General features: G+C 73.7%; 11 protein-coding genes. 7 read left to right on the forward strand and 4 right to left on the reverse strand.

Annotated elements, in window-relative coordinates; genetic code table 11:
• Positions 1–61: 61 nt before the first annotated feature.
• A complete protein-coding gene (locus tag ABZ873_RS14485) occupies positions 62–568 on the reverse strand; it encodes a CAP domain-containing protein (protein ID WP_360870436.1) in 507 nt (168 codons plus the stop codon).
• A gap of 270 nt (positions 569–838) precedes the next feature.
• On the opposite strand from ABZ873_RS14485, the gene ABZ873_RS14490 reads away from it, so the two are divergent.
• The 7 genes from ABZ873_RS14490 to ABZ873_RS14520 all read left to right on the forward strand — a co-directional run bounded on the left by ABZ873_RS14490 (position 839) and on the right by ABZ873_RS14520 (position 14,203).
• Positions 839–2,446 carry a phospholipase gene (locus ABZ873_RS14490; RefSeq protein WP_360870439.1) on the forward strand — a complete coding sequence of 536 codons (1,608 nt, stop codon included), beginning with the start codon at positions 839–841 and terminating at the stop codon, positions 2,444–2,446.
• 142 nt (positions 2,447–2,588) lie between these two features.
• A complete protein-coding gene (locus tag ABZ873_RS14495; protein ID WP_360870442.1) occupies positions 2,589–4,325 on the forward strand; it encodes a WG repeat-containing protein in 1,737 nt (578 codons plus the stop codon).
• Positions 4,326–4,367: 42 nt separating this feature from the next.
• Positions 4,368–5,300 carry an endonuclease/exonuclease/phosphatase family protein gene (locus tag ABZ873_RS14500; RefSeq protein WP_360870445.1) on the forward strand — a complete coding sequence of 311 codons (933 nt, stop codon included), beginning with the start codon at positions 4,368–4,370 and terminating at the stop codon, positions 5,298–5,300.
• A 171-nt stretch (positions 5,301–5,471) separates the two neighbouring features.
• Positions 5,472–6,476 carry a hypothetical protein gene (locus ABZ873_RS14505; RefSeq protein ID WP_360870448.1) on the forward strand — a complete coding sequence of 335 codons (1,005 nt, stop codon included), beginning with the start codon at positions 5,472–5,474 and terminating at the stop codon, positions 6,474–6,476.
• On the forward strand, positions 6,473–8,551 hold the full coding sequence (locus ABZ873_RS14510) for a hypothetical protein (RefSeq protein ID WP_360870450.1): 2,079 nt from the start codon (positions 6,473–6,475) through the stop codon (positions 8,549–8,551). Before ABZ873_RS14505 ends, ABZ873_RS14510 begins: the two co-directional genes overlap by 4 nt.
• Entirely contained in the window at positions 8,548–9,510 is a 963-nt protein-coding gene (locus tag ABZ873_RS14515) for a MoxR family ATPase (RefSeq protein ID WP_360870663.1), read from the forward strand. Before ABZ873_RS14510 ends, ABZ873_RS14515 begins: the two co-directional genes overlap by 4 nt.
• Complete coding sequence (locus tag ABZ873_RS14520) at positions 9,503–14,203, forward strand: SAV_2336 N-terminal domain-related protein (protein WP_360870453.1); 4,701 nt, start codon at positions 9,503–9,505, stop codon at positions 14,201–14,203. Before ABZ873_RS14515 ends, ABZ873_RS14520 begins: the two co-directional genes overlap by 8 nt.
• A gap of 18 nt (positions 14,204–14,221) precedes the next feature.
• On the opposite strand, the gene ABZ873_RS14525 is transcribed toward ABZ873_RS14520, so the two are convergent.
• The 3 genes from ABZ873_RS14525 to ABZ873_RS14535 are packed head-to-tail and all read right to left on the reverse strand — an operon-like array spanning position 14,222 to position 16,772.
• On the reverse strand, positions 14,222–14,884 hold the full coding sequence (locus tag ABZ873_RS14525; protein ID WP_360870456.1) for a methionine ABC transporter permease: 663 nt from the start codon (positions 14,882–14,884) through the stop codon (positions 14,222–14,224).
• The gene (locus ABZ873_RS14530; RefSeq protein WP_360870459.1) at positions 14,881–15,897 is read right to left on the reverse strand and encodes an ATP-binding cassette domain-containing protein; all 1,017 of its coding nucleotides are present in this window, start codon (positions 15,895–15,897) and stop codon (positions 14,881–14,883) included. The genes ABZ873_RS14525 and ABZ873_RS14530 overlap by 4 nt, the downstream gene beginning before the upstream one ends.
• Entirely contained in the window at positions 15,894–16,772 is an 879-nt protein-coding gene (locus ABZ873_RS14535) for a MetQ/NlpA family ABC transporter substrate-binding protein (RefSeq protein ID WP_360870462.1), read from the reverse strand. The genes ABZ873_RS14530 and ABZ873_RS14535 overlap by 4 nt, the downstream gene beginning before the upstream one ends.
• Positions 16,773–16,928 lie beyond the last annotated feature (156 nt).

Consider the following 16,928-nt stretch of genomic DNA (forward strand, 5'->3'; position numbering starts at 1 on the left):
GCTTCCCGCGCGGGCGCGCGGGAAGCCGGGGGGGGTGATGCGGGTGGATACCGGCTGCCGGTCAGTCCGTGAAGACCTGGACGATCCGGTCGCCGGAGACGGCGACGCCGGTCTTCTTGAAGTTGCAGTTCTTGATGGCACCGGCGTGCGACGGGCTCTTCAGCCATCCGTCGACGTGTGCCTTCTCGTCACCGGAGCCCCAGGCTATGTTCTCGGATCCGGTGGTGAAGCCGGTCGCGCCGGCCTTCTTGATCCGGTCCTGGATGCTGGACCCGTCCGAGCCCACGTGGTTGGTGGTCGAGTCGGCCGCGTATTCCTGCGCTGCCTTGGTGAGGGCCGGGTCCACGGTGAGCGGCGCGCAACCCGCTTGCGCACGCGCCTGGTTCACCAGTTCCAGGACCTTGCCCGGGTCGTTCTGCATCGGAAGCACGGCGTGTGCCCCGGAGTTCGCGGTCGGCGCCGCGGCGGCTACGGCCGTCGTCGCACCGGCGGTGCCGGCCAGTACCAGCAGGGAGGACGCGCAGGCGAGGACGCACCGGCGTCGCGTTCGGCCAGATCCGTGTCCCATGGGGTACCTCTTTTCGTTGGCTGGAAGCGGCGGACGCGAGCGCGCCGCCGCCGGAGCCCCAAGACCCGATTCTGCGCCGAGCCCCTCCGGCCCGCATCTCTCCAGGGCATCGCCGCAGCTCAGAGGCCGGATTCCGACCCCGTGACGGAGCGGGAGACGGCCTGGCCGGATCTGTTCGCCGTGGCGCCGGACCCTTCGTACGGACTGGTAACTTCCGCAAGTCGATCTTGCTTCACCCGCAGTTCACCTGCGCTGCACGAAGGAAACACCGTGATACGTCCGCGCCACGCGGCAGTACCCGCCCTCGCTCTCGCCCTCAGCCTGCTGCCCGCCTCCGGTGCGTTCGCCGCCCCCGCCGACGGCGGGACCCCGTACCTCGACACCGTCGAACAGACCCTGCGTCAGGTGTCCCCCGGTCTCGAAGGCAGCGTCTGGGAGCGCACCGCCGGCAACCGCCTGGACGCGTCCGCCCCCGGCGGCTCCGACTGGCTGCTCCAGACCCCCGGCTGCTGGGGCGACGCCACCTGCGCCGACCGCCCCGGCACCCGCCGGCTGCTGGAGAAGACCACCGAGAACATCGCGGCGGCCCGGCGCAGTGTGGACATCTCCACGCTCGCCCCCTTCCCCGAAGGCGCCTTCCAGGACGCGATCGTCGCGGGCCTCAAGCGCTCGGCGGACGCCGGGAACCGGCTCGACGTACGGATCATGGTCGGCGCGGCGCCGATCTACCACTCCACGGTCGTGCCCTCCAAGTACCGCGACGAACTCGTCGCGAAGCTCGGTCCCTCCGCGCGGAACATCACGCTCAACGTGGCCTCGATGACCACCTCGAAGACGGCCTTCTCCTGGAACCACTCCAAGCTGCTCGTCGTCGACGGCACCTCCGCGATCACCGGCGGCATCAACAGCTGGAAGGGCGACTACCTCGACACCGCCCACCCCGTCTCGGACGTGGACCTGGCCCTGACCGGCCCGGCGGCGGGCTCGGCAGGGGCCTATCTGGACACGCTGTGGGACTGGACCTGCCGCAACAAGTCGGCCTGGACCAGCGTGTGGTTCGCCTCGACGGGCGACGCGGGCTGCATGTCCACCCTGCCGCGCGACACCGCCGCGCCGGTCGCCGCCGGACAGGGCGGCGGAGTACCGGTGATCGCGGTCGGCGGTCTCGGCGTCGGCATCAAGGGCCGCGATCCCGCGTCCCGCTTCTCCCCCGTGCTGCCGACCGCGCCCGACACCAAGTGCCTGGTGGGCGTGCACGACAACACCAACGCCGACCGCGACTACGACACCGTCAACCCCGAGGAGAGCGCCCTGCGCTCGCTCGTCGGCTCCGCCACCCGGCACATCGAGATCTCGCAGCAGGACATGAACGCCACCTGCCCGCCGCTGCCCCGCTACGACATCCGCCTCTACGACACCCTCGCCGCCAAGCTCGCGAGCGGTGTCAAGGTGCGCATCGTCGTCAGCGACCCGGCCAACCGCGGCACGGTGGGCAGCGGCGGCTACTCGCAGATCAAGTCGCTGAACGAGATCAGCGACGTACTGCGCGGCCGGCTGACCGCGCTGACCGGCGACGCGGCGAAGACGCGTACCGCGATGTGCTCGAACCTCCAGCTGGCCAGCTTCCGCAGCTCGGACCGCCCGACCTGGGCCGACGGCCACCCGTACGCCCAGCACCACAAGCTGGTCTCCGTGGACGACTCCGCCTTCTACATCGGCTCGAAGAACCTGTACCCCTCCTGGCTCCAGGACTTCGGCTACATCGTGGAGAGCCCGGCGGCCGCCGGTCAGCTGAACGCCTCCCTGCTGGCCCCGCAGTGGCGCTACTCGCAGGCCACCGCCACCTTCGACCACGCGCGGGGCATCTGCCAGGGCTGACGCCCTCCGGCGCACCCCCGTTCGTACTCCCTCCCCTCCGGGTCCTGTCGGCGGTGCCGCCTACGCTGGCCACCGGCCCCGCGCCGCGCCGCTCAGGGCGCGCGTGCTCCCGTACGGCGGGCCCCGAAGGAGAGTCGGCACCGTGTCCCGCAGTACCCCGCCCGTCCCCCGCGCCGTCCCCGTCGAGGGCGGCGCGCCCTTCGGCCGGCGCTTCGCGCTGGTCGACCCCGCGGCCGGGCTGGTCCGCCCGCCGGACCTGAGCGCCGTCGGACGGTTCCGGGCCGACGGGCGGGGCGGCCTGGTGGCCCCCGCCGCGGACCTCTCCGGACGCTGGGGCTACCTGGACGGGCGGGGGCACTGGCTGGCCGAACCGGCCCTGGAGCACGCCACCGACTTCGACGGCGCGGGCCTGTCCCGCTTCCTCGCGGACGGCGCGTGGGGGTACGCCGACACGGCCGGTACGCCGGTGGGCCCGGCCCGTTTCACCGAGGCGGGCCCCTTCTCGTACGGGCTGGCCGCCGTCCGCACCCCGGAGGGCGTCGGGTACGCCGATCCCACCGGAGCCGTGGTGATCGGCGGAACGTACCGGCAGGCGGGGCGCTTCGGGCCGAACGGGCTCGGCGGTGTGATGCTGCCGGACGGCCGCTGCGGCTATGTGGGCCGGGAGGGCCGTACGGTCATCGCCCCCCGCTTCGAGGGGGCCCGCCCCTTCACGGCGACCGGGACCGCGCCCGTGTGCCTCGGCGGGCTGTGGGGGCTGATCGACACCGAGGGCGAGTGGATCCTCCCGCCCTCCTTCACCCTGTGCAACGCCTTCGACGAGAACGGCCTGGCGTACGTGATCGGCGGCGGGCCCGGGGACTCCTTCGCGGGCTTCGTCGACACCCGCGGCACGCTGGTCCTGCGCCGCGACGGGGAGATGGACGACGCGCTGTCCTGCGGCCTGTTGAAGGTCGGGAACGAATTCACCCGCGGCTACCTGGACGCCACCGGCGCCCCGGCGATCGAGCCCGTCTACGCATGGACCGACCGCTTCGACCGGGGCGGCGCCGCGGTGGCCCTCCCCGCCGGGCAGACGGCCTGGGGCGTGCTGCGGACGGACGGCTCCTTCACCCCCACCCCGCACGCCGAGCCCCTCACCGACACCGACAGCTGGATCACCGGCTTCGACGGCGGGCACGGGCTCGCCCCCTTCCTCACCACCGAGGGGGACATCGTCCACGTGGACCGCGAGGGCCGGGACCTGTGCCGGATCCGCACCGCGTCCGCCGACGGCAGCACGGTGGCCCTGCTCGACGCGGCCGGCCGCACGCTCTGGGAGGACAGCACCGCGCCCGGCACCTTCGAGCGGAACCCGCTCTTCCTGAGCGCCGACGCCCGCACCCACATCGACCACCCGGAGACAGCGGAGGGCGATATCGGCGCGGCCGTGCGCGCCCTGCTCGACCTCCCCGCCCGCACCTTCCGCCCCACCTCCCTCATCTGCGACCGCGACGAGGACCCCTACGACCTCTCCGCGCTCGACGACTACGACCTGGAGCGCACCCACGAGGGCGCGATCCTGACTATTGCCAGCACCTGGCTCGCCGCCGAATGGCTCACCGAGTACCCCTTCCTCCAGGAGCGGACGCAGCAGTGCTTCGCGGAGATCCTCGACACCTGCGTCGACCGCCTGAGCTCGCACCTCGGGAGGCCGCCGCTCGCCGACAGCGCCACCCTGCTGCGCGGCGGCGACGGCGAATGGTCCGCCGACTGGGAGGTCGACGGCCGCCGTCTCGTGCTCCAGCTCTTCGAGCTCGTCGGGGACGGGGACCACGAGATCCAGATCTGGCTGGCCGTCACCACCGGGACGGTCACCCAGGGGGTCACCACCCCCTGAACGAGGTGAGGAGGACGGAAAGGCGGGGAAAAGATCACGGGTGTGCGCCGAACCCCCGTGATCCCCGTGACCCCCGCCGCCCTGGCCCTTCTCCTCCTGCTGGCCCTGCTCGCCGCCGCCACCGCCTCGCTGGCCCCCGCCGCGCCGGCCCTCGCCGCCGCCGCGGCCGCCGGGACCGTCCGCCTGACCAGCTACAACATCTGCGGCAACATGTGCTCCGCCCCGCCCTACGATCCGGCCCGCCGGATCGGGGCCGTGGCCGCCGAGGCCGAACCCGCGGGCGGCTGGGGCGCCGATCAGCTCTTCCTCCAGGAGGTCTGCGCACACCAGTACGACGAACTCCTCGCCCGGATCGGCCCTTTAGGCTACGAGGGCTTCCACTCGGCCACCCTCCCCGCGGGGAATCCCGCCATCTGCGAGGGCCACGCCTACGGCAACGCCGTCATCGTCCGCGGGCCGCTCTCCGGCACGGCGGAACTGGACCTGACGGTGGGCGGCGAGCGCGAGCCCATCACGGTGCCGTGCGCCCTGAACTCCCTCGCCGACCGGCCCACCTGGTCCTGCTCGGTCCACCTGTACTGGGACGACGGCACCCTGGCCGCCCCCGAGGCCGACCGGCTGGCGGCCCAGGCCCGGCGCTGGCTCGCGGAGGGCTACGCCGTCGTCCTCGGCGGGGACTTCAACCACTCCCCCCGCAGCGCGACCCTCTCCCGCTTCTACCTGGCCGCGCGCGGGGAGGGCGCCTCCGGCTCCTTCACCGAGGCGGACGAGACCGACCGGCGGTACTTCGACCCGGCGGTGTGCCCGCCCGCCCTCAGCACCGCGTGCCGGTCGGGCGAGGCCACCTTCGGCCCGAAGAAGCTCGACTACGTCTTCCTCGACGCCACCCACTTCCGGGCACCGGACGCGGACGCCCTCCCCCGCGACCCGGCCGTCTCGGACCACGCCCTGCTGCGCGCCTCGGCCACCGGCTGACCCCCGCCCACCGTCCCGCCCACCGTCCCGCCCACCGTGCCGTCCACCGGCCCGTCCACCGGCTCGTCCGCCGTCCCCCGGTCCGGTGCACATTCACCGATTACCGTACTGAGCACGGCGGTTGTGTCCTAGGGTGGCCCCGGATCGACGTACGGGCGGCAGGGGGCGTGGGTGGGCGGGTCGGGCGCTGTTCAACTGGTTTTCGTCCACGGCATCGGAGGGCTCCGCGACAGCGCGCGGGAGCGCCGCGACTGGCTCGACGCCCTGGCCGAGGGAGCCCGCCGGGCCGGGCACGCCGACGTGGTCTCCGGGCTCACCCAGGGCTGGCTGGCCGACACCCGCTTCGCGGACTACAGCGACCTGTTCACCGACCCCGAGGCCCAGGGCGGCGAGGGCGGCCCGTCACCGGAGGACCGCGAGGACACGGCCTTCATGACGGCCTTCGTCGGCTCCATGCTCGACGAGCTCGGCCGGCAGGCCCGCGAGCGCGGCGACCTGCGGGCACAGGCCGTGGTCGAGGACGCCCGCGCCCAGCTGCCCGGCAAGGGCGAGGACGGGGAGCAGGGCGACGACGAGGACGTGGAGCAGGGCTTCGGCGAGCCGTTCCGGATGCTGGGGGCGGTCCTGACCAGCCTCCTGCAACTGCCCGGACTGCGCGGTTCCAGCCAGTGGGCCAGTGGTACGCCCCTGCTGTGGCACCTGGCGCAGGTCGGCCGCTACCTCCGCCGGCGGGAGGCCGACGCCTCGGGCCGCACCCTGGACCGGCGGATCCGCGAACGCGTCCTGCGCGGGACGGACCCCGAGCGGCCGCTGATCGTGGTGAGCCATTCGCTGGGCACCGTCGTCGCGTTCGAGGCCCTGCGCGGCTACGAGGGACGCGTACCGCTGCTGATGACGCTGGGCTCGCCGCTGGCCACCGCGGCGGCCGTGCTGCACCGGCTGGAGCCGCAGCCTCCGCGCACGCCGGAGCCGGTGGAGCGGTGGCTGAACTTCTGGGACCGGGACGACATCGTGGTGGGCCGGCCCCGGGTGGAGAAGTGGATGGGAGCCAATACCTCCGGTGTCCTGCCGGTGACGGCGCGGGTGGACTCCGACGGCCTGTGGGTGCACACGGCGACGAAGTACCTGCGGCAGCCGGCGGTGGCCGGTGCGCTGGTCGAAGCGCTCAAGAAGTGACCGAGGGGCGGCACCGGCACGTCCTGGTGGTGGGTGCGCAGTGCGCGTCCATGCCGAGGCTGCCCCGGCTGGAGTCCGCGGCCCGCGGGCTGCACTCCGTACTCACGCACCCCGACCTCGGGGCGTGCGCGGCCCGGACCGGTGCGCATCCCTCGCTGCTGATCAGCCCCGCGCTCACGCCCGGCGCGGTGCGCGCGGCCGTGCACGAGGCGATGCGGCGGGCGCGTGAGGACAAGGCCGTCCTGGTCCTGGCGCTGCTCGGGCACGGCTTCACCACGCCCGCGCAGCAGGGCCTTTATTACATGACCGCCGAATCGACGACCGGCAGCACACTGTCCGCGCTGAACGTGGGCCAGCTGCTGAGCGAGGCGGTCGACGAGCCGGGCGTCGAGGGGGTGATCGCGCTGATCGACACCTGCTACGCGGGCGCCGGGCTGCCGGACACGGGCAGGATCGCGGGCGGGCTGCGGGCCGGCCGGCTCCGGCTGTCCGTGGTCACCGCCGCGGCCTCCGACCAGCCGGCCCGCGGGATGAAGCTCAGCCGCGGGCTCGCCCATGTCCTGCGGTCGGGGGTGCCCGGGGCGGGCGCCGTGCTGTACGCGGACGAACGGCTGCTGGGCGCGCTGCGCCCGCACACCGTCGGCCAGGCCGTGGGCGGGTTCGCCTTCCAGAACGACCCCTTCGCGGCGGAGGGGCTGTGGCTGGCCCGCAACGCCCGGCGCGGAGCGGCCGGGGCGTCCGGGGCGGTGGGTCCGCTCGGGCTGGGCGACCTCCAGCAGGCCGTGTCCTTGTGGCGGGCGGACACCCGTCTGCCGCTGCCGCTGACGCGCGCCGAGCTGGACTCCCTGTACGCCTTCGCGCGGGAGGGCGAGGTGGACGACGAGGCCGACCCCCGCTGGCGGGCGCGGGTGGTGGAGGTGGTGGGCACGCTCCTCGTCTGCTCGGACACCGTCACGCTCCTCAACGAAGCCCTCGCCGAGGTCCTGACCAGCGATCTGCTGCGCGAGGCCCGCCGGCTGGCCGGCCTGCCCCCCGCGGCGGAGGGGCCCGAGCTCCTGCGCGACCTGGTCGAGTACGCGGCCCTGCGGGCGGCCGGGGCCACCGGTCCCGCCTGGCAGGGGCTCGTACGGCTCGTGGCCGCGCTCGCCCGGCAGTCCGGTGCGGAGGAGGCGATGCCCCGGCTGCGGGCGTGGGCCACGGACCTCAAGGCGGTCACCGAGTTCAACGACGCCCTGGCCGCGTTCGACCGCAAGGACCGGCAGGACGGCCTGCGGCTGGTGCTGAGCCTGGCCGGCGCGCTGACGGACTGGCCCGAGGAGGTGGACGCCTGGCTGGTCGGCACGGGTGAGCGGCTGCCGGTGCACCGGCGCTTCCCCTGCCGGTCCGCCGACCGCCTGGGCACCGCCGAGACCATCGGCGCGGCCCTGCGCTGGGCGCGCGGCCTGCTGTCCGGCTCCGCGCCGCTGGTGAACGTCGATGTGGCCGCGCCCGCCCATCTGCTGGCGCGCTGGCAGCCCGAGGAGGCGAAGGTCGGCCTGCGGCTGCTCGGGGTCAACCATGACATCGTCGTCCGGTGGAGCGGCCGGCTGGCGCCCACCGCCGAGAACGCCGAGCTGGCCGCCGAGATGAACGACGCCGCCCGCCGGGCGCTGCGCGGGATGGGCGGCTGCGCCACCGTGCCCGTGGAGTGGATCGGCGCCTCCGTCCTGGCGGACCCCGAGGAGCTGGAACGGGCCCTGACGACCGGGCGGTACGACACCGCCGTCGGCCTCGACCACCACCCCGACACCTTGCAGGACGTGCTCGAACAGCTCCTGCCCTACGCCCCGATCATCCTGTGGCCGCGGCCGGGCGCCCGGATGGGCCACGGGCGGCTGCGGGCCCTGGTGCAGCAGCACTGGCACGGTCTCCCGGCCGTACTGCCGGCCGCCTACCGCAAGCGCTGGGACGTGGTCCACGGCGAGTGCGCGGACTGCCTGGGTGATGTCCGGGCCGTCTGGCACGACGAGGCATGGCTGGAGTTCTGCCGCCCTTTCGAAGAACGCGTCGTGGCCGCCCCTGAGGAGGAATGGTGACCTGGAACCCCTACTACCGCGGTGACGGCGAGCAGCGGCGGACCCCGCTCGCCGACCCGCCGCCGTGGCGGACGTTCCCGCGGACGCCGCAGCACCGCCAGTACCAGCCGCCGCCCGGCCTCGTCGACGCGGTCAACACCGCCCTGCACCTGCGCCGTCCGCTCCTGGTCAGCGGGCCCGCCGGTTCGGGCAAGTCCACCGTGGTGGAGCAGGTGGCGCACGAGCTGGACCTCGGGCCGGTGCTGCGCTGGCACATCACCTCCCGCAGCTCGCTCACCGAAGCCCTGTACCGCTACGACGCCCTCGGGCGCATCCACGCCCAGAGCCTGCGCGCCGCCACCGCGCCGGGGCCGGCGGGCCGCCGCGCGGGCGGGCGGGGACGCGGCCGGGACGACATCGCGCCCTTCCTGCAGCTCGGGCCGCTGGGCACGGCGCTGCTGCCCGCCGAACGCCCGCGCGCGCTGCTCATCGACGAGATCGACAAGAGCGATCTCGACCTGCCCGGCGACCTCCTGGAGGTCCTGGAGCGCGGTGAGTTCGAGATCCCCGAGCTCGTCCGCTACCGCCGGGCCCGCGTCTCCGTGCGCCAGTGGGACAGTACGGCGGAGCACCCCGTCGAGCAGGGCCGCGTGCGGTGCACGCAGTTCCCGTTCATCGTCCTCACCAGCAACGGCGAACGCGAGTTCTCCCCGGCCTTCCTGCGGCGGTGCATCCGCTATGCCATGCCCACACTGACCGCCGGGCTCCTGCACGGCATCGTCCAGGCCCATTTCGAGGCGGTGCCGGAGGGCGGGGCGGCGCTGGTGGACGCGTTCGCCGAACGGGTCCTGGGCGGGGAGCACCTGGCCATCGACCAGCTGCTCAACGCGGTGGCCCTGCTGACCGGCGAACAGGCGCCGCAGGGGAAGCAGTCCGAGGAGCTGCGCGAGCTGATCCTGCGCGAACTCTCCCGTGCCTGACGCCCTCGCCCGTCTCCTGCGGGTCCTGAGCGAGGCGCCGCTGCCTCCGGGGACCGACGCCCGTGCCGTGGCCGACGCCCTGTGGCTGGCCGCCTCCGGCACGGTCGGCGCGAGCGCACCGCCCGCCCCGCCGCCGTCCGCCGAGGGGCCGTGGGACACCGGCGCGGAACCCGAACCGGCCGAGGGGTCCGCCGAGGAGTTCCCGCCGGGCGGGACGGACGCCCGCACGGCCGGGCCGGGCGTGGAGCTGTCCGTACGCCGTGCCGGTACGGGCACGGCCGTCCGCGGGGTGGCCGTGTCGCTGGGCCGGGGCAGCGCGCTGCCGGACGCCCTCGCGGTCGGCCGGGCGGTCCAGCCGTTCCACCGGCCGTGGCGGCGCGGCGCGCGGGAACGCCTCGACATCGAGGCCACCGTGGAGCACTACGCGCGCGGCGGTCCGCTCGTACCGCTGTTCGGCCCCGCGCCCGAGCCGTGGTTCGAGGTGGTCGTCCTGGTGGACTCCTCGCTGTCCATGAGCGTGTGGGAGGAGACCACGCGCGCGGTGACCCGCCTCCTCACCCGTCTCGGCGGCTTCCGCGCCGTCCACACCTGGCGGCTGAGCTGGGCGGCGGACCGGCCGCGCGTACAGGACCACCAGGGGCGCGAGGTCCCCGGCGCGCGCGTCCCGCACTACGGCAGCGGCGCCGGCACCCGGCGCCTGATCCTGGTGGTGTCCGACTGCGCCGCCCGCGGCTGGCACGAGCCGGAGCCCTGGCTGCTGCTGCGCGACTGGGGCAGGCGCGGGCCCGTGGCCCTGCTGGACCCGCTGCCGTCGCGGCTGTGGCGCCGCTCCGCCCTGGACCACCCGGCCGTACGGGTCACCAGCGCGCGCACCGGCGGCCCGAACAGCACGCTCCGCTTCGCCCTCCCGCCGCGGCTCAAGGCCCGCGCCGAGCGGGAGGAGGGCCTCGCGCCCTGGGTGCCCCTGCCCGTCGTCGCCTGCACGGCCCGCTCCCTGGGCGCCTGGGCGGGGACCCTCATGCGCGGCGATCCCGCCGGATGCGACGCGGTGCTCCTCCCGGAGTCGGGCCGGCTGCGCACGAACACCCCGGCCCGGCGGAGCGATCCCGGGCGGCTGGCCGAAGCCTTCGTGCACACCGCCCCCGCACCGGCCGTACGCCTGGCGGTCCTCTGCTCGGGCCTGCCCGAACTGCCCCTGGCCCTGCTGCACGTCCTGCGGGAGGAGGCGGTGCCCGAGGCGGAGCACGCCGATGTCGCGGAGCTGCTGACCAGCGGTCTGTTCACCGTACGCCGCGAGCCGGAGGGTGATCCGGTGCTCGTGCTGCACGCCGCCGCGCGCGCGTACCTGCGCGACCACCTGACCACGCACGACGTCTGGCAGACCCGCGCCGCCCTCGGCCGGCACGCCGCCGCCCACCCGCACGCGCCACGGGGCATCGCCGCCGTGCTGCACGACGCCTGGGCGCCGTCCGAGGTCCCGGCGGATCCGGTGCCGTTCGGGCGGACGGCGGCCGTGTCGGGGTGGGAGGCGAGCGGACCCGACGGCGGGGAGGCCCGGCGGCTGGCCGACTGGGCGTGGACCAGGATCCGGACCGACCTGAGCCCGGGCATGGACCGGCAGGTGCTCGCGGACTTCGGGAAGCTGCTGCGCCATCTGATCGACTACGCGCACTCCCGGCTGCCGGCTCCCCTGGGCAGCTGGCCCGGCCCGGACACCCCCTTCGACGACCGGCGCGTGGCGCAGGGCGTGGTGACGGCCTCCGATGTGCTCGAAGACCTCTGCGGGTTCGCCTCGGCGGCCGGGGTCGGGCTGACCAGGATCGACCTGGCACGGGAGGACACGGAGTACGACCTGCTGTGGGCCGCGCCGAGTGGGGCTGTTCCGGTCCAGCTGACCATGCACCGCCGGTTCTCCTGGCATCCGCTGCTGACGAGCAGCCGCTACGACCAGGGCCGGGTGCCTTTCGTTCCCCTCGCGCTCCATGTGCACTTCGACGAGGCGGACACGCCCGACGGGCTCGCGACGCTCGACGACTGCCTGAAAATGGTGCGCTACGGGGGCTCGCAGCCGGGCCTGGCCGTCCTGCTCCGCGTACAGACCCGCTACGGACCGGCCCCCGGCGGGAGCGGTGCCGCGCTGGCCGACGCGCTGCGGGCGCTGCGGGCACAGGCCGGGCACCCGGCCTATGTGACGCTGGCTCATCAGGCCGCCCTGGAGCAGCCTCCGGTGCGGGTCAGTTCCGACCAGCTGTCCGCGTGGTTCAGCGGACGTGCGGTGCCCTCCGACGAACGGGCCTACACCTGGCTGACGGACCACCTCGCCCGGTTGGCGGACCCGGCGGACCGTGGTGAGCCGGGCCCGGTCCCGGCCCGGCGGCACCGGTTCGCGGCACTTCGCCACCACGCCCTCGCGGAGAGCCGCCGAGCAGCCGTCGTGCAACGCGCGGCACGGCAGCCGGCGCAGCCGCTCGCCGACTTCCTCCAGGGGTACGCCAAGCTGGAGCGGGCCTCCTACACCGCGCAGCCGCACGATGCCCAGCTGCGGGACGCGGTGGGCCGGGTCGTGGGCGGGGAGAGCGCGGCGGTCATGCTCGTCGGCCCGCCGGGTTCCGGCAAGACGCGGTCGGCGCTGGCGGCGCTGCGGACATTGCCGGAGGACTGGCAGGTGTGGGAACCCCGCAACACCGCCGCGCTGCGGACCGCCATGCTGACCCGGATCCCGCTCGCCCCGCGGACGGCGATCTGGCTCGACCACGGCGAGTCCTACCTGTTCGACCGGAAGGGGCGCGGCGAGGGGATCGCGGGGGGCCTGGACCTGTGGCTGCGGACGGCGGTGGACGGTCCCGCGCTGCTACTGATCGGCCTGCGGCCCGACTCGTGGACGACGATCGCCACGCCTCCCCCGGAAGGCGCCACCGACGCCCACGCACAGGTGCGTTCCCTCCTCTTCCGCACCCAGGTCGTGTTCATCGACCGGCCCACCCAGAACCTGGGCGGACCCGTCGCTCCGGGACGACTGGTCGACGGCACGGCGGCCGAAGCCCTGCGGACGCTGCTCGGGCGTGCGGACCTCCCTCCGGCGGAGGTACGCGCCGCCGTGGACCAGGCCATCGCCTGGCTGCGGAGGGAGGAGACACTGACCGACCGCGAGTTCGTCCTCGGTGCCCTGCTGGGGCACAACGGGATGACCTCCAAGCAGGCGACTCAAGTGGCCCGGCTGGCGCTGACCTGGCTGGAGGAGCACGACGGCTCCCAGCGCGCCGAGTACGTACTCGGTCCTCTGCTGGCCCTGGAAGAGCTGCCCGAGGAGGACGCGGAACGGGCCGTGCGGATGGCCTCGGAATGGCTCGACGCGTTCGGAGCCGAGCGAACGGCGCATTTTGTCCTGCGCCCCGTCCTGCGCCGCCGGGACCTGCCGAAGGAGCGGGCCGACACCGTCGTGGACCACGCCCTGAACTGGCTGGAAGGCCACAGGACCGGCCAGCCGGCCCAGTTCGTCCTGGGCCCGGTGCTGCGCCGCCGCGACCTGCCGTCCGAGGCGCTGTCACGGTGCGCGCGGGTGGCCCTCGACTGGCTCCATGACGCCGGGACCGACCGCGAGGCCATGTTCGTCCTGCGCCCCCTGCTCCAGCGGAACGACCTCGACCCCACGGTGGCGCGGTCGGTCGAACAGCTCACCCTGGAATGGCTACAGGTGCACGACGCCGTCTATGACACGCGGTTCGTCCTGCGTCCCCTGCTGCGCCGCACCGGCCTCAGCCCCGAGGTGGCGCGCCCCGCCGTGGGCTTCACGCTGTCCTGGCTGCAGGAGCACGGCACGGCACGGCAGGCGCACCTTGTCCTCCACGCCCTGCTGTCCCTTCCCGAGCTCGACGCGCACGAGACGGACGGGGCCTGCCGGGCGGCCCTGGAGTGGCTGGAGTCCCATCCTCACAGCGCGTCGGCCCATTCCGTGCTGCGCCCCCTGCTGCGGCGCGGCATTCCGGACAACGAGCTGTCCGTACGCGCGGTGGAGGCGGGCGAGGAGTGGTGCCGGGCGCGTGCCGCGGAGGGCAAGCCGGACAACGGCATCGCGCGGCTCGTGAACGCGAGCCGCGGCGTCCTGGAAGCCCGGCGGAACCGTCTCGTACTCGTCTTCCAGATCGTGGGCATGGCCCGCGCTTCCCGGGCGGACCAGAGCGCATGGCGCACTGCCCTGGACTGGGTCCTGTCCGTCGTACTGGACCGGGACGCGGGTTTCCGCCGGGAGGGACAGCACACCGGGGACGGCTGGTCGGTGGTGCTGCTCCCGGACGGGAAACCGCGATCCGAGCGGGTGTCCGAGCTGCTGCGGCGGCTGGAGGACGCGCTGCACGAGCACAGTGTGGTGGGCTCGATGCGGCTGTGCTTCGCCCTGCATCACGGGGAGGTGGTCAAGGTCGAGCACGGATGGGCGGGGCAGGCTCTGATCACAGCCTCCCGGCTGGTGGACTCCGCGCCCGTCCGCGCCGCGATGGACCACGGCCGGCGCTCGTCCGTGGCCGCCGTGCTGTCGGACGTGGTCTTCACCGAGCTGGCCGCAGGGCCCGGATCCGCCCTGACCACCCGCTTCCGGCCGGTGTACATCGGCTCGCAGAAGGCTTGGCTCTCGGTCGCCGGGTACGAGGAACCGCCGGGCATCGAGCCCTGGAGCAAGCCTCCGGCCCCCCGGTAGGGCCGGAGGCACACGGGGTCAGCGGCGGAGGACCTTGCGGGAGACCGCGTTGCCCAGGAATTGCGCCGACTGGACGAGCGCGATGAGGACGAGGACCGTCACCACCATCACCGAGGTGTCGAAGCGCAGGTAGCCGTAGGTCATCGCCAGGTTGCCGACGCCTCCGCCGCCGACCGTGCCGGCCACGGCCGAGAAGTCGATCAGCGCGACCAGCATGAAGGTCAGTCCGAGGACCAGGGGCCCCAGCGCCTCCGGGATCAGGACCGTGAGCAGGATCCGCAGTGGGCTCGCGCCCATGGAGCGGGCTGCCTCGATCACGCCCGGTTCGACGGAGAGCAGGTTGGACTCGACGATGCGGGCGATCCCGAAGGTCGCGACGACCGTCATCGGGAAGATCGCCGCGTTCGTGCCGATCATCGTGCCGACGACGCCCCGCGTGACGGGGGCGAGCGCCACGATCGCGATGATGAAGGGGACGGGCCGGATGATGTTGATGAGCGAGCCGAGCACCGCGTGGACGGCCCGGTTGGGCAGGATCCCGCCCTTGCGGGTCGCGTACAGGGTGAGGCCCACGGCCAGCCCGCCGAGGGTGGACAGGGCGAGGGTGACGAGCACCATGTAGACGGTCTCGCCGGTGGCGTCGAGGACCTTGGGCCAGAAGGTGTTCCAGTCAGCCTTCATCGGGCACCCGCTTCCACGCGCTCGGAAGCGGACAGTCCGGCGACGACGGCGTCGACGGCCGCGGGCTCGCCGCGCAGTTCCAGGGTGACGCTGCCCAGGGGCCGTCCCCGTACCTCGCCGACCCCGCCGTGTACGAGGGTGAAGTCGACGCCGTGCGTGTGCAGGAGCTTCGAGAGCCCGTCGAGTCCGGGGCGGCCGTCGGCGACGGGCAGGGTGATCAGCCGGCCCGGGTGGCGGGCGCGGAGCCGTTCCAGGAGGGCGGGGTCCGGTGCGCTGTGCCGGGCGGAGCGGACGAAGGCGGCGGTGGTGGCGTGCCGGGGCCGCGCGAAGACCTCGTACACCTCTCCGCTCTCGACGACCGCGCCGTTCTCCATGACGGCGACGCGGTCGCAGAGGGTGCGGACGACCTCCATCTCGTGGGTGATGAGCAGGATGGTGACGCCCAGTTCGCGGTTGACGCGGCGCAGCAGGGCCAGGACCTCTTCGGTGGTCTGCGGGTCGAGGGCGGAGGTGGCCTCGTCGCAGAGGAGGACCTTGGGGCGGGTGGCGAGCGCGCGGGCGATGCCGACGCGCTGGCGCTGGCCGCCGGAGAGCTGTTCGGGGTAGCGGGCGCCGTGGCCGGCGAGGCCGACGAACTCCAGGGTCTCCTCGGCGCGGGTGCGGGCCGCTGTGCGGTCGAGTCCGGCGAGGCGCAGCGGGTAGAGCACGTTGCCGAGAACGGTGCGTGAGCGGAAGAGGTTGAACTGCTGGAAGATCATGCCGATGTCGCGGCGGAGCGGGCGCAGTTGGCGTTCGGTGAGGGCGGAGAGGTCCTGGCCGTCCAGCAGGACGCTGCCGGAGGTGGGCTCCTCCAGGCCGTTGACCAGCCGCAGGAGGGTGGATTTCCCGGCGCCGCTGTGGCCGACGACGCCGAAGACGGTGCCCGCGGCGACGGTGAGGCTGACGCCGTCGACGGCGCGCGCTCCGCCGGGGAACTCCTTGGCGACCTGGCGCAGTTCGATCGCGGCGGTCATCGCTTGAGCTGCTTCTGGATCCGGGCGACCTCCGCCTGGAGTTCGGCGGCGGGCAGCTCGATGTGGTGGGCGGTGCCGTTGCTGGTGCGGCGGACCTCGTCCTGTACGGCCTGGGAGGCGTAGAGCTTGATCACCTTCTGGAAGTCCGGGTCGTCCTTCCGGTCGGCGCGGGTGGCGATGACGTTGAGGTACGGGACGGACTGCGGGGCGGCGGGGTCGTCCTTGAAGAGGGCGGTGTCGGCCTTGATCCCGGCGAGTTCGGCCACGCCGTCGTTGATGACGGCGGCGTCGGCGTCCTGGAGGGTGCGCGGGGTCTGCTGGGCGTTGACCGGGGTGAGCTTGAGGTGCTTGGGGTCGGCGGTGATGTCGTCGGGGGTGGCGAAGAGCCCGGCGTCCTTGCGGAGCTCGATCAGCTTGGCCTGTTCCAGGACGCGCAGGGCGCGGCCCTGGTTGGCGGGGTCGTTGGGGAGGGCTATCTCGGAGCGGTCGGGGATGTCCGCGAGCTGCTTGTGCTTGCGGGAGTAGAGGCCGAGGGGGACGACGGTGGTCGCCGCGATGGGGGCGATGTCGGTCTTGTTCTCGGTGTTCGACTGGGCGAGGAAGACCAGGTGCTGGAAGGCGTTCAGTTCGATGTCGCCGGCGCTGAGCGCCTTGTTGGGGAGCGAGTAGTCGTCGAAGACGACGGTTTCGACGGTCAGGCCCTCCTTCTGGGCCTCCTTCGCCAGGACGTCCCACTCCGGGGAGTCGCCGGAGACGCCGACCCTGATGCGGTGGGCGTCCCCGCCCCCGGCGCCGCAGCCGGATACGAGCAGTGCGAGGGCGGTGGCGGTGGCGGCGGCGAGCAGGGTGCGGCGGCGCGGGAGCGCAGAAATCATCGTGTGATCCATGTGCAGAAGGAGGTCGAACAAAGGGATGGAGGGATCGTAGATCGAATTCCCCCTCTCACCTTTGAATGAAAGGTTCCCTTCATGAATCCGAAACGAATGGAAGAGATCCTGCGGCCCTGACACATGACTGCCACATCGCCGCCA

This window comes from Streptomyces sp. NPDC047014, from assembly GCF_040644195.1.
GTDB lineage: Bacteria > Actinomycetota > Actinomycetes > Streptomycetales > Streptomycetaceae > Streptomyces.